This is a genomic window from Streptomyces sp. NPDC058751, from assembly GCF_042746485.1.
Lineage (GTDB): Bacteria > Actinomycetota > Actinomycetes > Streptomycetales > Streptomycetaceae > Streptomyces.
Genome location: NZ_JBHYPZ010000045.1, coordinates 18602 through 36760 on the forward strand (window position 1 = coordinate 18602; position 18159 = coordinate 36760).

Annotated in this window: 20 protein-coding genes; 13 read left to right on the forward strand and 7 right to left on the reverse strand. The window is 71.0% G+C overall.

Annotation, left to right across the window (positions count from 1 at the left end; translation table 11 throughout):
• Positions 1–66 precede the first annotated feature (66 nt).
• The 7 genes from ACFW6B_RS32655 to ACFW6B_RS32685 all read left to right on the forward strand — a co-directional run bounded on the left by ACFW6B_RS32655 (position 67) and on the right by ACFW6B_RS32685 (position 6676).
• Positions 67–468 carry a YciI family protein gene (locus tag ACFW6B_RS32655; protein WP_386601804.1) on the forward strand — a complete coding sequence of 134 codons (402 nt, stop codon included), beginning with the start codon at positions 67–69 and terminating at the stop codon, positions 466–468.
• Entirely contained in the window at positions 465–1715 is a 1251-nt protein-coding gene (locus tag ACFW6B_RS32660) for an RNA polymerase sigma factor (RefSeq protein ID WP_386601806.1), read from the forward strand. Before ACFW6B_RS32655 ends, ACFW6B_RS32660 begins: the two co-directional genes overlap by 4 nt.
• Before the next feature lie 122 nt (positions 1716–1837).
• Complete coding sequence (locus tag ACFW6B_RS32665; protein WP_386601808.1) at positions 1838–2758, forward strand: phytoene/squalene synthase family protein; 921 nt, start codon at positions 1838–1840, stop codon at positions 2756–2758.
• A 153-nt stretch (positions 2759–2911) separates the two neighbouring features.
• Positions 2912–3553 (forward strand): DUF4240 domain-containing protein, encoded by a 642-nt coding sequence (locus ACFW6B_RS32670; protein ID WP_386601810.1) that lies wholly within the window; start codon positions 2912–2914, stop codon positions 3551–3553.
• Between the two features lie 250 nt (positions 3554–3803).
• On the forward strand, positions 3804–4703 hold the full coding sequence (locus tag ACFW6B_RS32675) for a type II CAAX prenyl endopeptidase Rce1 family protein (RefSeq protein ID WP_386601813.1): 900 nt from the start codon (positions 3804–3806) through the stop codon (positions 4701–4703).
• Positions 4704–4813: 110 nt separating this feature from the next.
• Positions 4814–5980, forward strand: a complete 1167-nt coding sequence (locus tag ACFW6B_RS32680) for a sensor histidine kinase (protein ID WP_386601815.1) — start codon at positions 4814–4816, stop codon at positions 5978–5980.
• A 3-nt stretch (positions 5981–5983) separates the two neighbouring features.
• Positions 5984–6676: a response regulator gene (locus tag ACFW6B_RS32685; protein WP_386601817.1), complete on the forward strand. Its 693-nt coding sequence runs from the start codon at positions 5984–5986 to the stop codon at positions 6674–6676.
• 12 nt (positions 6677–6688) lie between these two features.
• On the opposite strand, the gene ACFW6B_RS32690 is transcribed toward ACFW6B_RS32685, so the two are convergent.
• Positions 6689–7678 (reverse strand): zinc-dependent alcohol dehydrogenase family protein, encoded by a 990-nt coding sequence (locus ACFW6B_RS32690; RefSeq protein ID WP_386601819.1) that lies wholly within the window; start codon positions 7676–7678, stop codon positions 6689–6691.
• A gap of 86 nt (positions 7679–7764) precedes the next feature.
• On the opposite strand from ACFW6B_RS32690, the gene ACFW6B_RS32695 reads away from it, so the two are divergent.
• Complete coding sequence (locus ACFW6B_RS32695; RefSeq protein WP_386601821.1) at positions 7765–8148, forward strand: winged helix-turn-helix transcriptional regulator; 384 nt, start codon at positions 7765–7767, stop codon at positions 8146–8148.
• A 151-nt stretch (positions 8149–8299) separates the two neighbouring features.
• On the opposite strand, the gene ACFW6B_RS32700 is transcribed toward ACFW6B_RS32695, so the two are convergent.
• The gene (locus ACFW6B_RS32700) at positions 8300–8596 is read right to left on the reverse strand and encodes a hypothetical protein (RefSeq protein ID WP_386601823.1); all 297 of its coding nucleotides are present in this window, start codon (positions 8594–8596) and stop codon (positions 8300–8302) included.
• A 301-nt stretch (positions 8597–8897) separates the two neighbouring features.
• On the opposite strand from ACFW6B_RS32700, the gene ACFW6B_RS32705 reads away from it, so the two are divergent.
• Positions 8898–9074 (forward strand): helix-turn-helix domain-containing protein, encoded by a 177-nt coding sequence (locus ACFW6B_RS32705; RefSeq protein ID WP_386601825.1) that lies wholly within the window; start codon positions 8898–8900, stop codon positions 9072–9074.
• Positions 9075–9104: 30 nt separating this feature from the next.
• Here the strand turns inward: ACFW6B_RS32705 and ACFW6B_RS32710 are convergent, their stop codons facing one another.
• Positions 9105–9587 (reverse strand): winged helix-turn-helix transcriptional regulator, encoded by a 483-nt coding sequence (locus ACFW6B_RS32710; protein ID WP_386601923.1) that lies wholly within the window; start codon positions 9585–9587, stop codon positions 9105–9107.
• A 206-nt stretch (positions 9588–9793) separates the two neighbouring features.
• On the opposite strand from ACFW6B_RS32710, the gene ACFW6B_RS32715 reads away from it, so the two are divergent.
• Entirely contained in the window at positions 9794–10219 is a 426-nt protein-coding gene (locus ACFW6B_RS32715; protein ID WP_386601827.1) for a tautomerase family protein, read from the forward strand.
• 390 nt (positions 10220–10609) lie between these two features.
• Here ACFW6B_RS32715 and ACFW6B_RS32720 read toward each other — a convergent pair whose 3' ends face one another.
• From ACFW6B_RS32720 to ACFW6B_RS32730, 3 genes are all read right to left on the reverse strand, one after another.
• Positions 10610–11218: a hypothetical protein gene (locus ACFW6B_RS32720; RefSeq protein WP_386601925.1), complete on the reverse strand. Its 609-nt coding sequence runs from the start codon at positions 11216–11218 to the stop codon at positions 10610–10612.
• A gap of 400 nt (positions 11219–11618) precedes the next feature.
• On the reverse strand, positions 11619–12161 hold the full coding sequence (locus tag ACFW6B_RS32725; RefSeq protein ID WP_386601830.1) for a hypothetical protein: 543 nt from the start codon (positions 12159–12161) through the stop codon (positions 11619–11621).
• A gap of 148 nt (positions 12162–12309) precedes the next feature.
• Positions 12310–13074, reverse strand: a complete 765-nt coding sequence (locus tag ACFW6B_RS32730) for an SDR family oxidoreductase (protein ID WP_386601832.1) — start codon at positions 13072–13074, stop codon at positions 12310–12312.
• Between the two features lie 100 nt (positions 13075–13174).
• Here ACFW6B_RS32730 and ACFW6B_RS32735 point away from each other — a divergent pair, with 100 nt between their 5' ends.
• Positions 13175–14029, forward strand: coding sequence for a helix-turn-helix transcriptional regulator (locus ACFW6B_RS32735; RefSeq protein WP_386601834.1), 855 nt, complete (start codon positions 13175–13177; stop codon positions 14027–14029).
• A 59-nt stretch (positions 14030–14088) separates the two neighbouring features.
• Here ACFW6B_RS32735 and ACFW6B_RS32740 read toward each other — a convergent pair whose 3' ends face one another.
• Positions 14089–15696, reverse strand: a complete 1608-nt coding sequence (locus tag ACFW6B_RS32740; protein ID WP_386601836.1) for an FAD-binding oxidoreductase — start codon at positions 15694–15696, stop codon at positions 14089–14091.
• Positions 15697–15764: 68 nt separating this feature from the next.
• Here ACFW6B_RS32740 and ACFW6B_RS32745 point away from each other — a divergent pair, with 68 nt between their 5' ends.
• Positions 15765–16415 (forward strand): TetR/AcrR family transcriptional regulator, encoded by a 651-nt coding sequence (locus ACFW6B_RS32745; protein ID WP_386601838.1) that lies wholly within the window; start codon positions 15765–15767, stop codon positions 16413–16415.
• A gap of 241 nt (positions 16416–16656) precedes the next feature.
• Positions 16657–18102 carry a 3-hydroxybutyrate oligomer hydrolase family protein gene (locus tag ACFW6B_RS32750; protein ID WP_386601840.1) on the forward strand — a complete coding sequence of 482 codons (1446 nt, stop codon included), beginning with the start codon at positions 16657–16659 and terminating at the stop codon, positions 18100–18102.
• The last annotated feature ends 57 nt before the right edge of the window (positions 18103–18159 follow it).

The window sequence follows — 18159 nt, forward strand, 5'->3', positions numbered from 1 at the left end:
CCGCCGGCGGCTCCGTTCACGGGGGGAGTGCGTCACACTGGGCGCGCCGAAGATCGAGGAGTTCACGTGCCGAAGTTCCTGCTGCTGGTCAACCACGACGGTGGAGAGTTCGAGCAGCCCATGGACGAGTGGGCCCCGGGCGACATCGCGGCGCACTTCGACTACTACGCGGCGCTGACCGAGGAACTGGTCGAGAGCGGTGAGATGGTGCAGTTCACCGGGCTGGCCGACCCGCGTCTCGCGAGGATCGTGCGCTCGGACGGTGCCACCGCCCCGGTGGTGACCGACGGACCGTTCCCGGAGTCCAAGGAAGTGCTGGCCGGGTTCAACGTCGTCGACGTGGATTCCGAGGCCCGGGCGCTGGAGATCGCCGCCAGGATCTCGGCGGTGCCCGGCCCCGGTGGCGTCCCGACACGGCAGCCGGTCGAGGTGCGCCGGGTGATGGACGCCGTCGCGTTCGACCTGTGACCGACGGCTCGGGTGTGGAGGACCTGCTGCGCTCCCTGGCGCCGCAGGTCCTCGGCCTGCTCGCCCGGCGGCAAGGGGACTTCGACGCGTGCGAGGACGCGGTCCAGGAAGCCCTGATCGCCGCCGCCCGGCACTGGCCCGTACACGGGGTACCGGAGAATCCGCGCGGCTGGCTGCTGCGGACCGCCACGCACCGCCACACCGACCGGATGCGCAGCGAGACCGCCCGGCGGCAGCGCGAGGAACGCGTGGCGAGGGAGCCGGCCCCGGGCACGGGCCCCGCCGGCGACGACACTCTGGTGCTGCTGTTCATGTGCTGCCATCCCGTACTCACACCCGCCTCGGCGACCGCCCTGACGCTCCGGGCGGTCGGCGGACTGACGACCGCCGAGATCGCCGCCGCCTACCTGGTGCCCGAGGCGACGATGGCGCAGCGCATCAGCCGGGCCAAGCAGCGCCTGAGGGCGTCATCGGCGGTGTTCGAGATGCCGACGCCGGACGTGCCGGACTGGCCGGCTCGGCTCGGCTCCGTGCTGCACGTGCTGTACCTGCTGTTCAACGAGGGCTACACCGCTTCCGCGGGACCGGCGCTGCATCGCGCGGACCTGTCGACGGAGGCCATCCGGCTGGCCCGGCAACTGCACCGGATCCTGCCGGCCGAGGGCGAGGTGGCCGGTCTGCTGGCCCTGATGCTGCTGACCGAGGCCCGCCGACCCGCGCGGACCGGCACGCACGGCGAGCTGGTCCCCCTGGCCGAGCAGGACCGCACGCTCTGGAACCGCCGTATGGTCCAGGAGGGCTCCGCGCTGCTCGTCGGCACGTTCTCGAAGGGCGGGCGGCCCGGCGCGTACCGGTTGCAGGCGGCCATCGCGGCCGTCCACGACGCCGCCGTTCGCGCGGAGGACACCGACTGGCCACAGATCCACGGCCTGTACGAGCTGCTCGAACTCGTCGCGGGAGGCCCGCTGGTCACCCTCAACCGGGCGGTCGCCCTCGCCATGGTCGACGGTCCGGCCGCCGCCCTGGCCCTGCTCGATCAACTCACCGCCGACGACCGCGGCCCCCTCGCCGGCCACCACCGGACGCACGCGGTGCGGGCCCACCTGCTGGAGACGGCCGGAGAGCCGGCCCGCGCCGCCTACCACTACCGCCTGGCGGCAGCCCTCACCACCAGCACCCCCGAGCAGCGCTACCTCACCGCCAAGGCCGCCCGGTCGTACGAGCTTTCACGACCGCCGATCGACTGAGGCGAAGGCCACCTCCGTCGTCAGGGGCGAACTCGTACCCTGCAGAAGCACACTTGACGCGACGACCGCCGCGCGGTCCGGATCCCCACCCCCCGACCCACAGGCAGACCAAGGAACGCGACATGTCCACGTGGACCCGCACGCTGCGCGAGACCGGCATCACGGAGCCGGACCTACGGACCGCGTACGGCCGGCAACGCAGGTTCGTACGGCGCTACAAGCCCGCGGAGTTCCTGACCGTCAGGCTCCTGCTTCCGGCGCACCTGCACCCACCGGCCGTCGCCGCGGTCGCCTTCATGCACGAGACGGACGAGCGCATCGACACCGGCACCCGCGAAGCGCGCGCCACGGCGCTGGAGTCGTGGGCGTCCGCCACGCGTTCGGCGCTCGACGGTGAGACCGGCGGCGACGCGACGCTCGGGGTGCTCGCGGACGCGGTCACGCGGCACACCCAACTGCGGCAGTGTGTCGAGGACTTCCTGCGAGGAGCGCAACACGAGGTCGACTACACCGGGTTCGACACCGAGGACGAACTGCAGGCCTATGTCGACGGGTACGCGCTGCCCGGTTTCATGCTCCTGGCCTGCCTGCTGGAGCGGGAGGACACCGCCGAGGACGAGGTGTTCGTGCAGCGCTGCCGTGACCTCATCGAGGCGATGCAGCGCATCGACTTCCTCGACGACCTCGCCGAGGACGCGGGACAGGGACAACCGGGCATCCCGGGCAAGGAGTTGGAGCGTCACGGCCTGTCGGTGGAGGCTCTGCGCAGTCCCACGGCCGCCGTTCGGGCGCGACTGGGCCAACTGGTCGCGGAACAGGTCGACCTGGTCCGTCCACGACTGTCCGCGAGCGGACAGCTGGCGTTCCTGGTGCGTCCGCGGACGCGTCCCTTCGTCACCGCCCTGCTGCAGGTGCAGGAGCTCCAGTTGCGTGCGGTCGGGCGGAAGGGCGGCGGCCTCGTCGACGGCGGCGCACGTCCTTCCGTACCGGCTCTGCTGGGGGTGTTGCTGCGCCAGTACCGGGCCGTGCGGCGGATGCGGTAGGCATCCATCGCTCCTGCTGCGCCGGTCCGCCCGACCGGAACGGCGCACGGTGCTTTCCCCGGCTCCGCGGGGCTGAGCGCCTGCCCGTGGACGCCGGCGCACGGGCGTGATCGCCGGCGCCGTTGTCAGACCCGGGTGGCACAGTGCCCAGGCATGGACACCACTGAGTTCTGGACCACCATCGAAGCCGCACGCTCGGCCGCCTCGGCGGACAGGCCGTTCGCCGAGGTGCTGGCCGACGATCTGGCCACCCGCAGCAAGGAAGACATTCTGCGTTACCAGGAGCGCTTCGACGAGGTGAGCGGCGCCGTGTACCGATGGGACGTGTGGGCGGCCGCCTACCTCATCGGCGGGGGCTGCTCCGACGACAGCTTCATGGACTTCCGCGCCGGGCTCGTCGCCCTGGGCCGGGACTGGTACGAGAAGGCGGCGGCCGACCCGGACGGACTCGCCGGGCACCCGGCGGTGATCGCCGCAGCAGGGGCGTACCGCGACGAGGCGCTCTTCGACGAGGACGTCAACTACGTGGCCGCCCGCGCGTTCGGGCGCGTCACCGGAGACGAAGAGGATTTCTACGAGGCGTGGACCGAGTACGAGGCCTCGCGCGACCGCCCCGCACGCCGCGGCGACGACGGAATGGGCGAAGACTTCGACTTCGACGACGCCGCCGAGATGCACAGCCGCCTCCCACGGCTCGCCGCGCTGTACCTCGGCGACATCACGGGCCAGGGGCCGTCCGACGGGGACGGCCGCGCTTCCGTGAGCGATCTTGAACTTGGCACGGTACCGGGGTGACGTCCCGAGCCGGGAACCGGGCGGGCCGAGGGCGGGTGGAGGCACGGTGAGGCAGGGGCCCGGGGCGGTGAAAGCGTCGGCGCGGCCGGGTAGGACAGGGGGTGCGCTGCGAATGCACGGCAGGGGGCGGGAACGCATCCCCCGTAAGAGCTACCGGGGTTGTCCGCTCGCGGGTGAACCGCGGATGTCGCGGGATTCCTAGCATGGCTGTCAGGTTGCCGCCCGGGCGGCCGGACACCAGGGGGAGGCCATGATGGACACACCATCCACCACGCACCACGAGGCGGACCGGGACCGGCTCGCGGACGTCTCCGTTTCGGACGTCTCCGTTTCGAGCGGTGGCCGCGTCGGCCGGATCTGCCGCTCTCCGCTCGGCTGGATGCTGATCGGGATCGTCGGCGTGGGGGCGGTCTCCAGCGTGACCGCGACCGGGCCGGGACCGGTGCCGGTGCTGGGAGCCGCCGTCGCGACGGTCGTGTACTGGGCGGTCCTGCGCTTCGTCGCGCGACGACCGACGGCGGAGATCGCCCGGCGCGGGGCCGTGCGGGAGGTGGTGTTCGGCGGCGGGATCGGCCTGGTCTTCGTCCTCGTGTCCGCCCTCGTGGTCGCGGCGTTCGGAGGCTACTCGTTCTTTTGGGCCGGAAACGGGTTCTTCTCCGTCGTGGCGTCCGCGGTCACCGTGCAGGCGGGCGCGGCGGTCACGGAGGAGCTGATGTTCCGCGGCCTCGCCCTCCTGGCCCTGGAGCGACTGTTCGGCAGCCGTGCCGCCGTCGCGATCACCGCGCTGCTCTTCGGTGCCGCGCACCTGGCGAACCCCGGGGCCACGGCGTGGAGCGCCCTGGCGATCGCCGTCGAGGCGGGCGTGCTGCTCGGCGCGGCGTTCCTGTGGCGGCGCAGCATCTGGTTCGTCGTGGGTATGCACTTCGCCTGGAACGCCACCGAGCAGCTGCTCGGCATCCCGGTCTCGGGCAACGCCGAAGGGGGGCTGCTGTCCGTGCACGTCAGCGGTTCGGGCCTGCTGACCGGTGGAGGTTTCGGTCTGGAGGCGTCGATCGTCGCCGTCCTCATCAGTGTGGCGCTGGCGGTCCCGATGTTCGTCCTCGCCCATCGGCGGGGCGGTCTGCTGCCCCGGCGGCGCGCCGTCCGCTGAGCCCCGCGCGCGCGGCACCGCCCACGGCTGACCGGAACGGAACGGAGAGGGAAGTGACGATGCCCGGGTGGTCTCGGACACCGACGCTGCCACGGAGGCCGCTCGGCTGGATGACGGAAGGTCGGCAACCCGTCAAGGACGGTGCTTTCGCGCTGGTTCTCACCGTGCTGGCCTTCGTGCCGACCCTGTCGCAGATCGGGGCGCAGATCGGCGACCTGTCCGGTCGGCCGCCGGGCCCCTTGAGCATCGGGCTGACCCTGGCGCAGACCCTGCCGCTGGCGTTGCGCACCCGGCGGCCCGCGGTCTGTCTCGTCGCTGTCGGATGCGCCTTCGCGGTGCACCAGGCCCTGGGCTGTCCGGCGACGTTCGGGAGCGTCGGGCTCTACGCGGCCCTCTACTCCGCCGGAGCCCACCAGGTCTCCTTCCGCCGCGCTCTCGCCATCGCGGCGGGCGCGGGCTACGCCGTGCTGGCGGTCGTCCTGCACCGCCTCGGCTCACCGACGCGGATCCCGGACCACCTCGCGTTCTTTCTGGTTCTGGCAGGGGTCTGGCTGCTGGGGAGCGGCATACGCAGGCGTCGGGCGGGGGAGGCCGAGCGGCGGCGGCTGGCCGCGGAGGTGGCCGCGGCCGCCGAGCGCGCACATATCGCGCGCGAACTGCACGATGTGGTGACCCACCATGTGACGGCCATGGTGGTCCAGTCCGACGCGGCGCAGTTCCTGCTCACGTCCGCGCCGGAGCGTGCCGTCGACAGTCTGACGGCCGTCAGCGACACCGGTCGCCGGGCGCTCACCGAGCTGCGGTACCTGCTCGGCGTACTGGAGGCGACCGGCCGGCCCGCGTCCGCTTCCGAGGACCGGGCACCCACCCTGGGAAAAGTGGGGGACCTGGTCGCGCAGGCCCGCATGTCGGGCCAGCCGGTCGAGTTCACCGAGCGGGGCGAGTGGCGGGCGCGGAGCGTGGAGGTGGAACTGGTCGCGTACCGCGTGGTGCAGGAGGCGCTCACCAACGCGATGAAGCACGCGGTCGGGCAGCGGACACAGGTCCTGGTACGGCACGGCGACGAGCACATCGAGATCGAGGTGGCCACCGAAGGAACCGCGCCCTCCTCGACGGCCGCACCCGCCGCCCGGACGGTGGGCCGCGGCGGTGGAAGAGGACTGACCGGGCTGCGGTCACGGGTACGGATGCTCGATGGTGAACTGGTGGCCGGGACCCTGCCGGACGGAAGGTTCCGTGTCCGTGCCCTGATCCCCGTCCAGCCCACGCAGGAGTGACCCGTGTCCGACGCGCCACCGCCGATCCGCGTACTCGTCTGCGACGACCAGGCACTGGTGCGGACCGGCTACGCCACCATCTTCTCCGCCCAGCCCGGCCTGGAGGTCGTCGGCGAGGCCGAGAACGGGCACGCGGCGGTCCAGGCCGCGTGGCAACTGCGCCCCGACGTCGTCGTGATGGACATCCGGATGCCCCTGCTCGACGGCATCGAGGCGACCCGTCGACTGGCCGGCCCCGATGCCGTGGCGCCCCCGAAGGTACTGGTCGTCACCACCTTCAACGTCGACTCCTACGTCTACGAAGCGTTCCGGGCCGGAGCGAGCGGCTTCCTCCTCAAGGACTCACCCCCGGCGGAGCTGGTGGGCGGGATCCGCACGGTCGCCCGGGGCGAGGCACTGCTGGCACCGGCCGTCACCCGCCACCTCATCGGCCACTTCGCCGAACGGCTGCGCCCGGCGGACACCTCCCGGCCGGCCAGGGAGGAAGTCGTGAGCGCGCTGACCGTCCGTGAACTGGAGGCGCTCCGGCTGATCGCCGAGGGGCTGTCGAACGCCGAGATCGCCGCGGAGATGTTCATCGCACCGGAGACGGCCAAGACCTATGTGTCGCGGATCCTGACCAAACTCGACCTGCGTGACCGCGTACAAGCCGTCGTCCTCGCCTACCGGATCGGCCTGGTTTCCGCCACGCCCTGAGCCGGCACGGCCTCAGGAGGCCGTCACGACGATCTTCTTCCCGGCGTGCAGCCCCTTCTCGAAATGGCGGTGCGCCTCGACGACCGTGTCGAGGGAGAACACCTTGTCGTCGACGGCGGGACGCAGCGCGCCGAGGCGTACGCCCGCGTCCAGGAAGGCCGCCATGCGCTTCACCACGACGGCGTCGAGGGTGTGCTCGAAGCTCCCGTAGCTGAAGATCGTGAGCGGCGGGCCCGCGGGGAAAGGCGTGGGCCGGGGGTCGAGGAAGCCCGCGGCGACCAGTGTTCCGCCGGGCCGGGCCGCCTTCAGGAGATCCTGCTGGCCGGGGCCCTTGACGAGGTCGAGGACGATGTCCGCGCCGGTCCCGCCGGTGTGATGGTCCACGGCTTGGACGATGTCCTCGTGGTCGGTGGCGACGACCGCGGCGGCACCGGCGGCGAGCAGCTCGTCCTTCTTCGCGGTGTGCCGGGTGACGGCGATGGGCACGGCACCGATCTGACGGGCGATCTGCATCGCCGCCCGGCCGACGCCGCCGGACGCGGCGGTGACGAGGACGTGGTCGCCGGGCCGCATCCCCGCCTTCTCGACCAGCGCGCCGTAGGCGGTGGAGAAGGCGACCCAGACCGCCGCCGCCTCCGTGATTCCGAGCCCTGTCGGCCGGGCGGCGACCCGGTTCACGGGGACCGTGGTGTATTCGGCGTAGCTGCCCCGGACGCTCGCGTCCGGAACGGCCGTGAGGATGACCGGATCACCGGTCCTCAGCCCGGTGGTCCCAGGCCCCAGCGCGTCGACGACGCCGGTTCCTTCGACGCCGAGGCGGGCGTGCGGCAGGGGGACGGGCGCGGGCGAGGCACCGGAACGCATCATCTGGTCGAGCGGGTTGACGGCGAACGCCTCCATCCTGACCCGGACCTCGCCGGCCGTGGGCTCGGAGAGGGGTTCCTCGACGACGTGCATGACCTCCGGCCCGCCGAACTCGTCGAACACGACGACTCGTGGCATGGTGACTCCTCCGCATCCGGTGCTGGTTTCCTGATCGAGGAGAACGCTACGGAGCCGTGGGTTACCTCCTGGTACCTTCGGCCTTCATGCAGAATGTGGACGGAGCAGCCTCCCTCGCCGACTGCCCCACTCGTCTGGCAGTCGAGATCATCTCCGACAAATGGGCCGTGCTCGTGCTCTTCGGCCTCGGCCAGAAGCCCCGCAGGCACGGTGAACTCGTCGACCTCATCGGCGGCGTCTCGCGCAAGGTCCTCACCCAGACGTTGCGCCGGCTCCAGGAGTACGGCCTGGTCGACCGCCGTGCCGAAGCGCCGAAGCGGGTCGAATACAGTCTCACCGACCTCGGTCGGACCCTCATCGAACCCATCGAGGTCTTGACGGACTGGGCCAGGGAGTACGGAGGGGACGTCGCCGACTTCCAGGAGGCGGCGCAAGCCGATCCTTCCGCTCGGGTCCGCCCGGCGGGTTGATCTCGGCGATGTCCGGTGTCCCGCCGGGGGTGATCTTGTGTCCTCGACCGGCCGGTCATGGGGGCATGTCCGAGAGCGAGTCGCCGAGCCATGCGGAACTCGTCGCGATCGTGGGTGAGTTGCGTGCTGAGCTGTGGAGGCGGACGCCGCTTCACCCCGCCGCTTCACCCCGCGCGTCGCTCCGGCCGGCCGCGGTCGTCGCGGCCGGCGGCCGGGCGGAGACGGCCCTGCGTCCGGGCAGCCTGCCCTGGGTGACGGCGAGAGCGGCTCCCGCGAGCAGGATCAGCGCCCCCGCTCCCTGCGACCGGCCGAAGGACTCGCCGAGGAAGAACGTGGCGCACAGAGTGTTGACCACTGCGGCGAGGACACCCAGCAGCAGGGCACCCGCGCAGGTCGCGTACGTGGTGGCGCGCAGTGGTTCGACTCCGGACAGGACACGGGGGCCCACCAGTGTGTACGAGGCCCAGCACGCCCGCCCCCGCCGCGTGCCGTGCGTTGCGGGCCGGGACGCACGTCCCGCGGTCGCCGACCAGCCGGACGGCCAGGAGCAGGGCGACGGCGGCGCCGCCGAACCGTAAGAAGGCGCCCACGGAGTGGGGAACGTGCTCCACGACCGCTTTGGAACTCGAGAAGGCGCTCCCCCAGAGCGCCATGGTCATCGACAGGTGCAGGTACGGACCGTTCGTCCAACTCCGTGTTTCCATGGCCGCGACTCTGCGGGACCGGCCCCCCGCCTGGCTTGAACGCTGGTGCGCGGGATACTCGCCGACGCCTCCGACGGACGCGCCGACGGGATGCCGCTCGGCGGCCTGTCGTCGGCGGACGCCGCGGCGTCCGCCGGTTTCTCCGACCAGGCGCACTTCCACCGCTGGTTCAAGCGCACGTACGGCATCACTCCGGGGACCTTCCGACGCGCCGCGCCGTGAAACCACCGTGACCTCGACCGTCGAAGGTCTCTAGTCGCGTCGCCAGGCGGGGTTCAACCGGATCTCGATGTCGTCGGACACCGCCTCCGGCGCCGGCTCCGCGGTTACGCGGGCCCGTACCGGACGGCCGGTTCCGGCCTCGACGAACGACAGGGGCGGGCGGTCTTCCTGCAGGTACTTGTCGCCCCATTGCATCAGTGACAAGAACACCGGCAGCAGGTCCTCGCCGGCCCGGGTCAGCCGGTACTCGGTGCGGGCACGGTTTCCCGGCTCCCGATAGGGAACGGGCTCGACGACACCCGCGGCCTTCAGCTGTTTGAGCGCTCGCGACACCGCGGGTGCCGAGGTTCCCATCCGCGCCACGAAGTCGTCGAACTTGGTCGTGCCGTAGAAGCATTCGCGGACCACCAGGAACACCGTCCTGGTGCTGAGCAGGTCCAGCACGCGTCCGGCCGAGCATCCGTCGCCGATCGACCACGCGTCCCGGTCGCCCAGCCGTTCCTCGAAGTTCATCACCACCCCGCCATTGTAACTAACGCTTGCGTTACCCAGCGGGGCGTGGTTCGATCTGGCTAACGAGATCGTTAGCCAGGTGGAGGTGCTCGCCGACGACGTCACGGTCGCCGCGAAGGCGGCTCTGTCGGGCCCCGCGGAACACCTGGCCCTCTCGGCCGCCCGTTGAACATCCCGACCCGACGATCGAGGAGTGGCGAACCGCCATGCCGTTGTGGACCGTTCATCACACACCCGGAATCTTCACCGCCGAGGAGAAGCGCCGACTCGCCTCACACATAGCCGACCACTACGAAAAGGCCGGACTGCCCCGGTTCTATGTGGTCACAGTGTTCCACGAGACCCGGCCCGAGGATTTCTACGTCGGCGGGGAACCCGCCCCGGTCGGAGTCCGCATCACCATCGACCACATCGCCCGCCGCAGCCCCGACCGGGAGAGTCGGCGCCGGAACGCCCGGTGGATCAAGGGCATGCTGCAGCCCCACCTCGAACGGCACCCAGGGCTGCACTGGGAGTTCCACGTCGACGAGACCAGCGAAGACCTCTGGATGATCAACGGGATCGCACCGCCCCCGGCAGGCTCCGACGCCGAGAAACTCTGGGCCGAGAACAACGCGGTGTCCCCCTACTGACCGCACTGCCGGTACCGCCCCCGTTCGAGGCTGATCCTTCGGAACGGACGCCCTGACAACGGATCCTGATGGTCCGGGGAGGTACGTTCAGACGGGGCGCAAGTCTCTGCGTCCGGAGGAGTCGCCGCCCGCGTCGGCACGGCCCGCCGCACTCGCCCGAGTGCGAAGTGGACGTCACTCGACCACGCCGAAGCCCTGAGGGCTGTCGCATGACGACCTCAGGGCTTGGTCTTGGTCGGACGGGCTGTCCCGCGAGGCCGTCGAGTGGAACGGCGCTTCGGCGTTCGTGAGTTGTTTTCCGGCGGATCCCCGGGCCGATCGGAGTTCGGCCGGGTCCGGTGCACGCGTTCCCGGCGTTCTCCCGGGTCGAGAACGAGAGGTGACGCCGCCTCAGATGGTCGGGGTGTCGTCGACGACCGGCTTGTGAATCTCGACGACCGGCTTCCATCCCGCGGAGAACTCGATGAAGTCCGCACGGGTGGGGTAGGTGTCGATCGCGCGACGGTCACGCTTGGGGGTGTCGCCCCCCTTGCGCCCCCGGGGAACCTGCTCCTCGAAGATGTCGACCTTCACGTCGGGAACCTCCTTGAGGCCCTGGCGCCAGATCTGCACGATGTCGGCGCCGAACGCCTGCCGGGCCGCGGCGTAAAGGGCCGTGAGGGCCCCCTTGTCCCCACCGGGGACGAAAAGCGCCAGGTCCAGCACGACACCGGCGGACTGGAGGACCTCGATGGTCACCGAGCCGTTCTCGTCGGCCAAGTAGATTCCGGCTTCATTCTCGTCGTCGGGAAGGCAGGAGACCTCTTCCTGGAATACGGTTCTCGCCGTGACGGAGCCGCCCTCGAAATCCTCACCGGACTTGATCAGAAAAGCAGGGACATAGCAGCCGGGAAGCTTGAGTTCTGCCGTGTCGGCGGAAATGAAGAGCTTGTCCTTCACACCGAGCTTCGTCACCTCTTCCAGCGAGAGGCGGCGAGCGGCGATCTTCTCCGTGTTCACGATTTCCCTTTCAGGTTGCACTGTCCCTCGGAACAAGGACGCTACCACGAAACCCTGAGGTCAACTGCCCAGTAATCCTTGGGTAAATAGCCTTCGGTGACCTGTGCGGGAGGATGCCGAAGCGAGTGCCACCCGGTCGGGAACGCGCATCCGCCGAGTAGTGTCCCCCGTCATGGTGTTGGGGATCAACTGGCGGTTGCATTTCGGTGCGTCGGGTAGCGCGGAGGAACTGAAAGAGAGCTTACGGTAGATATCGCCCATATCACCTTCGGGTTGAACTCGCCCCGGTCGCCCACTCCTCACGGCGCATCCGCGTCGAGCACGGCATCGCTCCCCCGAAGAACTGGCGTGCCCTCGCCCACCACCCTCGACGCGCCGAGGCCAACCGTGCGCGAACTCGTCAGTCCCCGGTCCCCGCGGCCCTGATGCGGAGGCTCTCCGTGATGGCGGCGGCAGGACAGGCGCGCTGCCACGTGGCCACGGTCTGCCGTGTTTCCTCGGTGTTCGTGCCACGCCATCGACCGCGGTAGCCCAGGACGCCCTGGCGAAGCCGCAGTTCCAGCGTCAGTGTGCCCTGGGTGACGGCCGAGGCGTCCTGCCACGGTGTGTACACCAGGTTGACCCGGGCCACATCGTTCGCCGCGCGCGTCAGGACGCGGCCCGCGGTCGTCGTCATCCGCAGTTGCCGTCCTCCGTCGGTCACCCGCACCTCGACCAGCGACCTGAGGTCACGTACGAGGAGGAAGGCCCAGACCGCGAAGGTGAGCGCCGTACCGCCCAGGGCGACGCGGAAGAGCACTCCGTCGACGCCGCCTCCGGTCGCTGTGAGCAGGAGGGCCAGGGTGGTCAATCCGGCCGTACCCAGGGTGTTCATCAGCCAGCGACGCCCAGGTCGTTTCGCGGACACCATGTTGGCGTGCCACAGGATGTCATCGGTCTGCATCGGCCTCGTCCCTTGCCGGCGTCGACGGTAGGGCAATCCTACGAACCGTGATGAGGTGTTCGGTAGGGGGTGTCGGCCCCATGACGTGGCTGCCGAATCGGACTCCCCGCAGTCCCCGTGCTGCCGCGGGCGGCTCGCCCGCCTCGCTTCACGGATGCGTCGGCAGCGGGAGGTTGAGGGTCTCGACGACCTGGTCGTAGTCGCCACGAGCCTCGCCGTAGCGCAGGAACTTCACCCGCTCGACCTGGATCTCCTTCGCGTCGGGCCGGGATTCGATCAGGTCCATCACCTCGGCGACGAACTCGTCGAGCGGCATGGCGTGTTCGTTCTCCTCGTGACCGGGCATCAGCTCCGTGCGCACCGCCGGCGGTACGAGCTCCACGACGCTCACGGACGTACCGGAGAGCTGCAGCCGGACGGACTCGCTGAGCATGTGGATCGCGGCCTTCGACGCGTTGTAGCTCGGCGTGATCCGCAGCGGGGTGAACGCCAGGCCCGAGGACACGGTCATGATCGTGGCGGACGGGCGGTTCTGGAGGTGTTCGACGAACGCGGCGATGAGCCGGATCGGACCGAGTACGTTCGTCGTCACGGTCGACTCGGCGTCGGCGAGGAACGACTCGGGCTTGCGCCAGTCCTCGGCCCGCATGATTCCGGCCATCGTCACCAGGACGTCGAGGTCCGGATGGGCGGTCAGCACCTGCCGTGCGGCGGCGGTGATGCTCGCCGCGTCCGCGGTGTCGATGCGCACGGTGTCGATACCGGGGTGCTCGGCCGCGATCCGGTCCAGCACGTCGGCGCGCCTGCCGCCGACGACGACGGTGTTGCCCCTCGCCTTCAGCGCGAGGGCGAGAGCGAGGCCGATACCGCTGGTGGCCCCGGGGATGAAGACGGTGTTTCCGGAGATGTTCATGCTCCGATCCTCACCGTTCCGTCGCCGCAGGTGCAGAGACCGGTTATCGGGGGATCGGCGATCCCTGGTTCGTCCTCGGAGGGCGGACGACAATGGCCCCATGGACCGAGCAGCACTGGCTGAATTCCTGCGTCGCCACCGCGAGGCGCTCCAGCCGGAGGACGTCGCCCTTCCTCCGGGCGCACGACGACGGGCCCCGGGCCTGCGGCGCGAGGAGGTGGCCTCCCTCGCGGTGATGTCGACCGACTACTACACCCGGCTGGAACAGCGGCGCGGCCCGCAGCCCAGTGACCAGATGCTGGCCTCGCTCGCCCGCGCCCTGCGGTTGACCGACGACGAGCGTGCCTATCTGTACCGGGTCGCCGGACGCAACGCGCCCGCCAGGCTGTCCGCCCCCACGCATGTCGCCCCGGCACTGCTGCGCGTCCTGGACCACCTCGACGACACACCCGCGATGATCCTCACCGACCTCAACGAAACGCTGGTGCAGAACCGGATGGCCGTCGCCCTGTTCGGTGACGCCTCACGGCACACGGGGCTCGCCCGCAGCGCGATCCACCGTTGGTTCACCGATCCGTCGGAGCGCGCTCTCTACCCCGAGGACGATCACGAACGGCAGAGCCGCGCCCAGGTCGCCAATCTGCGCGCGGCCCACGGGCTGCGCGGACCGGGGTCGCGTGCCGGGACACTCGTACGGACTCTCCAGAGGTCGAGCGTGGAGTTCGCCGAGCTGTGGGACCGGCACGAGGTCGCGCAGCGCTTCGAGGACCACAAGACACTCCTGCATCCCGAACTGGGCCCGATCGAGCTGGACTGCCAGGCGCTCTTCACCGAGGACCAGTCCCAGACCCTCCTCGTCCTCACCGCCCCGCCCCGCACCGAGGGCCACGAGAAGCTGGGCCTGCTCGCCGTGCTGGGCCTGAATCGCTTCACGGAGGCGCAGACCGATGTCTGAAGCCGCTGTGGTCGTCGCACATGTCGCCGGGATCCGCCGCGCCGCCGAGGGGAGCCGATTCAGCGAAGCGGATCGACCAGCACGCCGGGATTGAGGATCCCGGACGGGTCCAGCACGGCCTTGCCCGCACGCAGGGCCGCGGCGAACAGGTCCGGGCGCTGCCGGTCGTACCACGGCCGGTGGTCCCGGCCCACCGCGTGATGGTGGGTGATGGTGGCGCCGTGCGTGATCAGCGCCTCGGAGACCGCCTGTTTGATCTCGTCCCACTGCTCGACGGTCCTGCCCCACGTGCCCGCGGCGTAGACCCCGAAATACGGGGCGGGGCCGTCGGGGTAGACATGGGTGAACCGGCAGGTCACGACACCCGTGGCGCCGACCTGGCGCATGGCGTCCCGGGCCGCGGCGTCGACGGCCGCGCGGAGCCCGGCGAACCGGTCCCAGGTGCAGGCCGTCTCGAACGTCTCCACGATCATGCCCTGCGCCGCGAGGGCGTCCCGCTGGTAGGGCATCCGCAGGAAGGCGGAGCGCCAGGTGTCGGCGGTCGAGGTCCGGGCGGCCGTGTCCGTGGTGCCGGTGTACCGCGGTGGTTCCGGAAGCGCGCCCCCGTGGTCGAGGCAGAGCTCCAGCGCGCGTTCCATCCACGCGTCGACGGGATGGTCGGCGGACTCGAAGCCGAGCACGAGCACCGAGGCCGGGCTGCCCGCGTTGATGAACGCCTCCATCGGGTCCAGCAGGCGGCAGTTGGCCGGATCGAGTCCGGACTGCGCGAGGGCTCGTACGGCCCGGACGCCCGCCTCGTGGTCCTCGAAGGCGACCGACGCCCCCGCCCGCCAACGCGGCCGGTCCTGAAGGCGTACCCACGCCTGGGTGATGACACCGAGGGTCCCCTCGGAACCGAGGAACATCCGGTCGGGCGAGGGACCGGCACCCGAACCCGGGAGACGGCGGCTCTCGACGACACCGGCGGGGGTGACCACCCGCAGCGACTCGGTGAGGTCGTCGATGTGGGTGAGACGGGTCGCGAAGTGACCACCGGCCCGGGTCGCCAGCCAGCCGCCGAGAGTGGAGAACTCGAAGGACTGGGGGAAGAACCGGAGCGTGTGTCCATGGGGTCTGAGCTGCTCCTCCAGGCGAGGGCCGAGGGCGCCGGCCTGGACGAGTGCCGTCCGGCTGGTCCCGTCGACCTCCAGGACCCGGTCCAGGGAGCCGAGGTCCAGGCTGACCACCCCGGCGTACTCCGCGCCCGTACGGGCCTCGACGCCTCCCACGACCGAAGTGCCGCCGCCGAACGGGACGACCGCGATGCCGGCGCCGTCGCACCACTCCAGTGTCCGCACCACCTCGGCCTCCGACGTGGGCCGCACGACGAGGTCCGGCACGTGGGGCAGCTCTCCGAGCAGCGCGCGGACGACGTCGCGGAACGCCTGGCCGTGGCTGTGCGCCAGCCGGTCGCGGATGTCGTACGACGCCAGCGGGGCCAGCGCGGGCGGAGCCGTGACCCGGCTCGGGGCCACGTCGAAGGACTCCACCGGGGGAGCCCCGTGCACGGTCAGGTCCGCGTCCGGGAGCAACTCGGCGGTGCGCCGGGTGAGTTCCGCCCGCTCCGCGCCCCGCACCGCGTCCTCGACGTTCCCCCAGCCCCACCACGAACGCGTCTTGCCGCTCATCGTCCCTCCACCCTCAACTGAACGCCAGGTAACTTACCGCTCGGTCAATTTGGCATAGGGTGGGGGACATGAGCAAGCAGGCGAGGGCGACACAGGGCGTGGGCACCAAAGGGATGCCCCGCAAGGACCGGGAGCGGCTGATCCTGGAGGCGGCCGCCGAGGAGTTCGGCGCGAAGGGCTACGCACGCGCGTCGACCGCGCACGTGGCGGCGCGGGCCGGCATCACCAAACCCATGATCTACGAGTACTTCGGCTCCAAGGACAGCCTCTATCTGACCTGCCTCGACCAGGCCGGCACCCGCCTCGCCGAAGCCGTCGCGTCCGCCCAGCAGGGGCCCTCCGACCTCTCGCGCGCCGTGCGCACCCTGGAGGCCGTCTTCTTCGCTCTCGAATCGCGCCCGCACGACTGGGAACTCGTCTACGACGGGACCCTTCCGGCCGAGGGACCGCTGCACGAGGCGGCGAGCGAGTACCGGAGGGAGCTCAACCGGATGGGCGCGGTGGGCGTGTCCGAGTTCCTGGACACCTCGTCGGCCGTCGAACCGCTCGACGCGGACCTCGTCACGCACCTGTGGTACGGGACGGTGAGCGCCGCGGTCGCCTGGTGGCGGCACCACCCCGAGCAGACGGCCGCCGAGATGGCCGCGCGCTTCGAACGCGTCGTGGCGGTGCTCTGCCCGGACCTGTGGGCGGCGTCCGGCCGACGACAGCGGGACTGATCCCCACGGTCCACCGCTCGCCCGCCCCGGAGGACCGGGCGGAGCATCCGCGATCCGTGCGACACCGACTGCTCCTGACATGGCGTCAAGTCCCGTCCGCACAAGGAGGCAGGAGCCGCCATGGTGGCCGACGCTGCTCCCGCCACCGCCATCATGGTGGCCCGACATATGTCCCCACCTGCCCTCATGTCACTAACCTCCGGCGCGTCCACCCCATCCCCACGAGGATTCGAGGTCCCGGATGCCCCGCCTTCGTACGGACGTCACCCCACCCGGTCGCGGGCGGCCCCGATGGCGGGCCGCGCTCTGCGCGCTGGTGCTCGCGACCGCCGGTTCCGGCGTCCTCGCGTCGGCCGCGCCGTCACCCGCCGTCGGCGGCCACGGCCCGCACACGAGGCCCTGCTCCACGGGCGGCCATCCCCGCGTACCCGGGGCCGCTCACCAACAGGCTTCCTGTCTGGACGAGTTGACCACCGCGGGGACCGTGGCCTCCGGCCACACCGACCCCGCCGACTACGCGGGCCTGACGCCCAGGGACCTGCCGACGCCCAGCGGAGTGCCCGGGGCCCAGATCGACGGCTACTTCCCCGACACGTCCACCACCAACACCAACCACGGCTGGAACCACGACGCGCAGTTCGTCATCCGGCTGCCCGACCGCTGGAACGGCGGACTCGTCGTCGCCGGAACACCGGGCAACCGCGAGCAGTACGCCAACGACCGCGCGATCTCCGACTGGGTGCTGGCGCGCGGCTACGCCTACGCCGCCACCGACAAGGGCAACACCGGTCTCGCCTTCCACCGCGACGGCCGCCGGCCCGGCGACGCGATCGCCGAGTGGAACACACGGCTCACCCAGCTCACCCGGGCGGCCCGCGCCGTCGTCGAGGAGCGCTACGGGAAGCCCCCGTCCCGCACCATCGCCACCGGCATCTCCAACGGCGGCTACCTGGTCCGCTGGCAGCTGGAGAACCACCCCGAGCTCTACGACGGGGGAGTCGACTGGGAGGGCACGCTCTGGAACTCCGACGGCGGCCTGCTCGCCTTCCTGCCGCCCGCCCTGCGCGCCTACCCGCTCTACGCGGCGGGCGGACCCGGCGCCGACGCGGCCGAGGACGCCCTGCACGCGGCCGGCTATCCGGCCGGGTCGGAGTTCCTGTGGCCGTACCACCACAAGACCTACTGGGACCTGACCCAGCGCCTCTACCGTGAGGAACTGGACCCCGGATACGACGGGGCGACCGAGGCGGGAACCCCGTTCTGCGCCTCCGGAACCCCCGGATGCGACGCCGACTACGACTACGGCGCGAGGCCGCGGACCGTGCACCGCGCCGTCGGCCGCATCGCGCTGACGGGGCGGATCGGCAAACCGCTCGTCACCCTCCAGGGCACGCTCGACGTGCTGCTGCCGATCGGCCGCGACGGGGACGTCTACGCCCGCATGGTGCGCGAGGCCGGGCGGAGTTCGTCACTGCGCTACTACCGCATCGAGGGCGGGACGCACACCGACTCGCTCGTCGACGCCTTCCCGGGCGAACTCCGCCCGATGACCCCCTGTCACCGCTCGGCCTTCACCGCGCTGGAACGCTGGGTGGCCGGCGAGGGACGGCCTCCGGCCGGCCGCACCGTGCCGCGCCCGGCCGGCGCGGACGCTTCGACGCTGCTGACCGAATGCCCTTTGGAATAGAACCCGTTGGGAACGAGGGGCGGCTGCTCCTGAACAGCACCGACGTCCTTCGCTTCC

Coding starts and splice junctions, on each gene's coding strand:
- ACFW6B_RS32665 (WP_386601808.1), top strand. CDS start 1,838: ATGTCCACGTGGACCCGCACGCTGCGCGAGACCGGCATCACGGAGCCG.
- ACFW6B_RS32670 (WP_386601810.1), top strand. CDS start 2,912: ATGGACACCACTGAGTTCTGGACCACCATCGAAGCCGCACGCTCGGCC.
- ACFW6B_RS32675 (WP_386601813.1), top strand. CDS start 3,804: ATGATGGACACACCATCCACCACGCACCACGAGGCGGACCGGGACCGG.
- ACFW6B_RS32680 (WP_386601815.1), top strand. CDS start 4,814: ATGACGGAAGGTCGGCAACCCGTCAAGGACGGTGCTTTCGCGCTGGTT.
- ACFW6B_RS32690 (WP_386601819.1), bottom strand. CDS start 7,678: ATGCCACGAGTCGTCGTGTTCGACGAGTTCGGCGGGCCGGAGGTCATG.
- ACFW6B_RS32695 (WP_386601821.1), top strand. CDS start 7,765: ATGCAGAATGTGGACGGAGCAGCCTCCCTCGCCGACTGCCCCACTCGT.
- ACFW6B_RS32710 (WP_386601923.1), bottom strand. CDS start 9,587: ATGAACTTCGAGGAACGGCTGGGCGACCGGGACGCGTGGTCGATCGGC.
- ACFW6B_RS32715 (WP_386601827.1), top strand. CDS start 9,794: ATGCCGTTGTGGACCGTTCATCACACACCCGGAATCTTCACCGCCGAG.
- ACFW6B_RS32725 (WP_386601830.1), bottom strand. CDS start 12,161: ATGCAGACCGATGACATCCTGTGGCACGCCAACATGGTGTCCGCGAAA.
- ACFW6B_RS32730 (WP_386601832.1), bottom strand. CDS start 13,074: ATGAACATCTCCGGAAACACCGTCTTCATCCCCGGGGCCACCAGCGGT.
- ACFW6B_RS32735 (WP_386601834.1), top strand. CDS start 13,175: ATGGACCGAGCAGCACTGGCTGAATTCCTGCGTCGCCACCGCGAGGCG.
- ACFW6B_RS32740 (WP_386601836.1), bottom strand. CDS start 15,696: ATGAGCGGCAAGACGCGTTCGTGGTGGGGCTGGGGGAACGTCGAGGAC.
- ACFW6B_RS32745 (WP_386601838.1), top strand. CDS start 15,765: ATGAGCAAGCAGGCGAGGGCGACACAGGGCGTGGGCACCAAAGGGATG.
- ACFW6B_RS32750 (WP_386601840.1), top strand. CDS start 16,657: ATGCCCCGCCTTCGTACGGACGTCACCCCACCCGGTCGCGGGCGGCCC.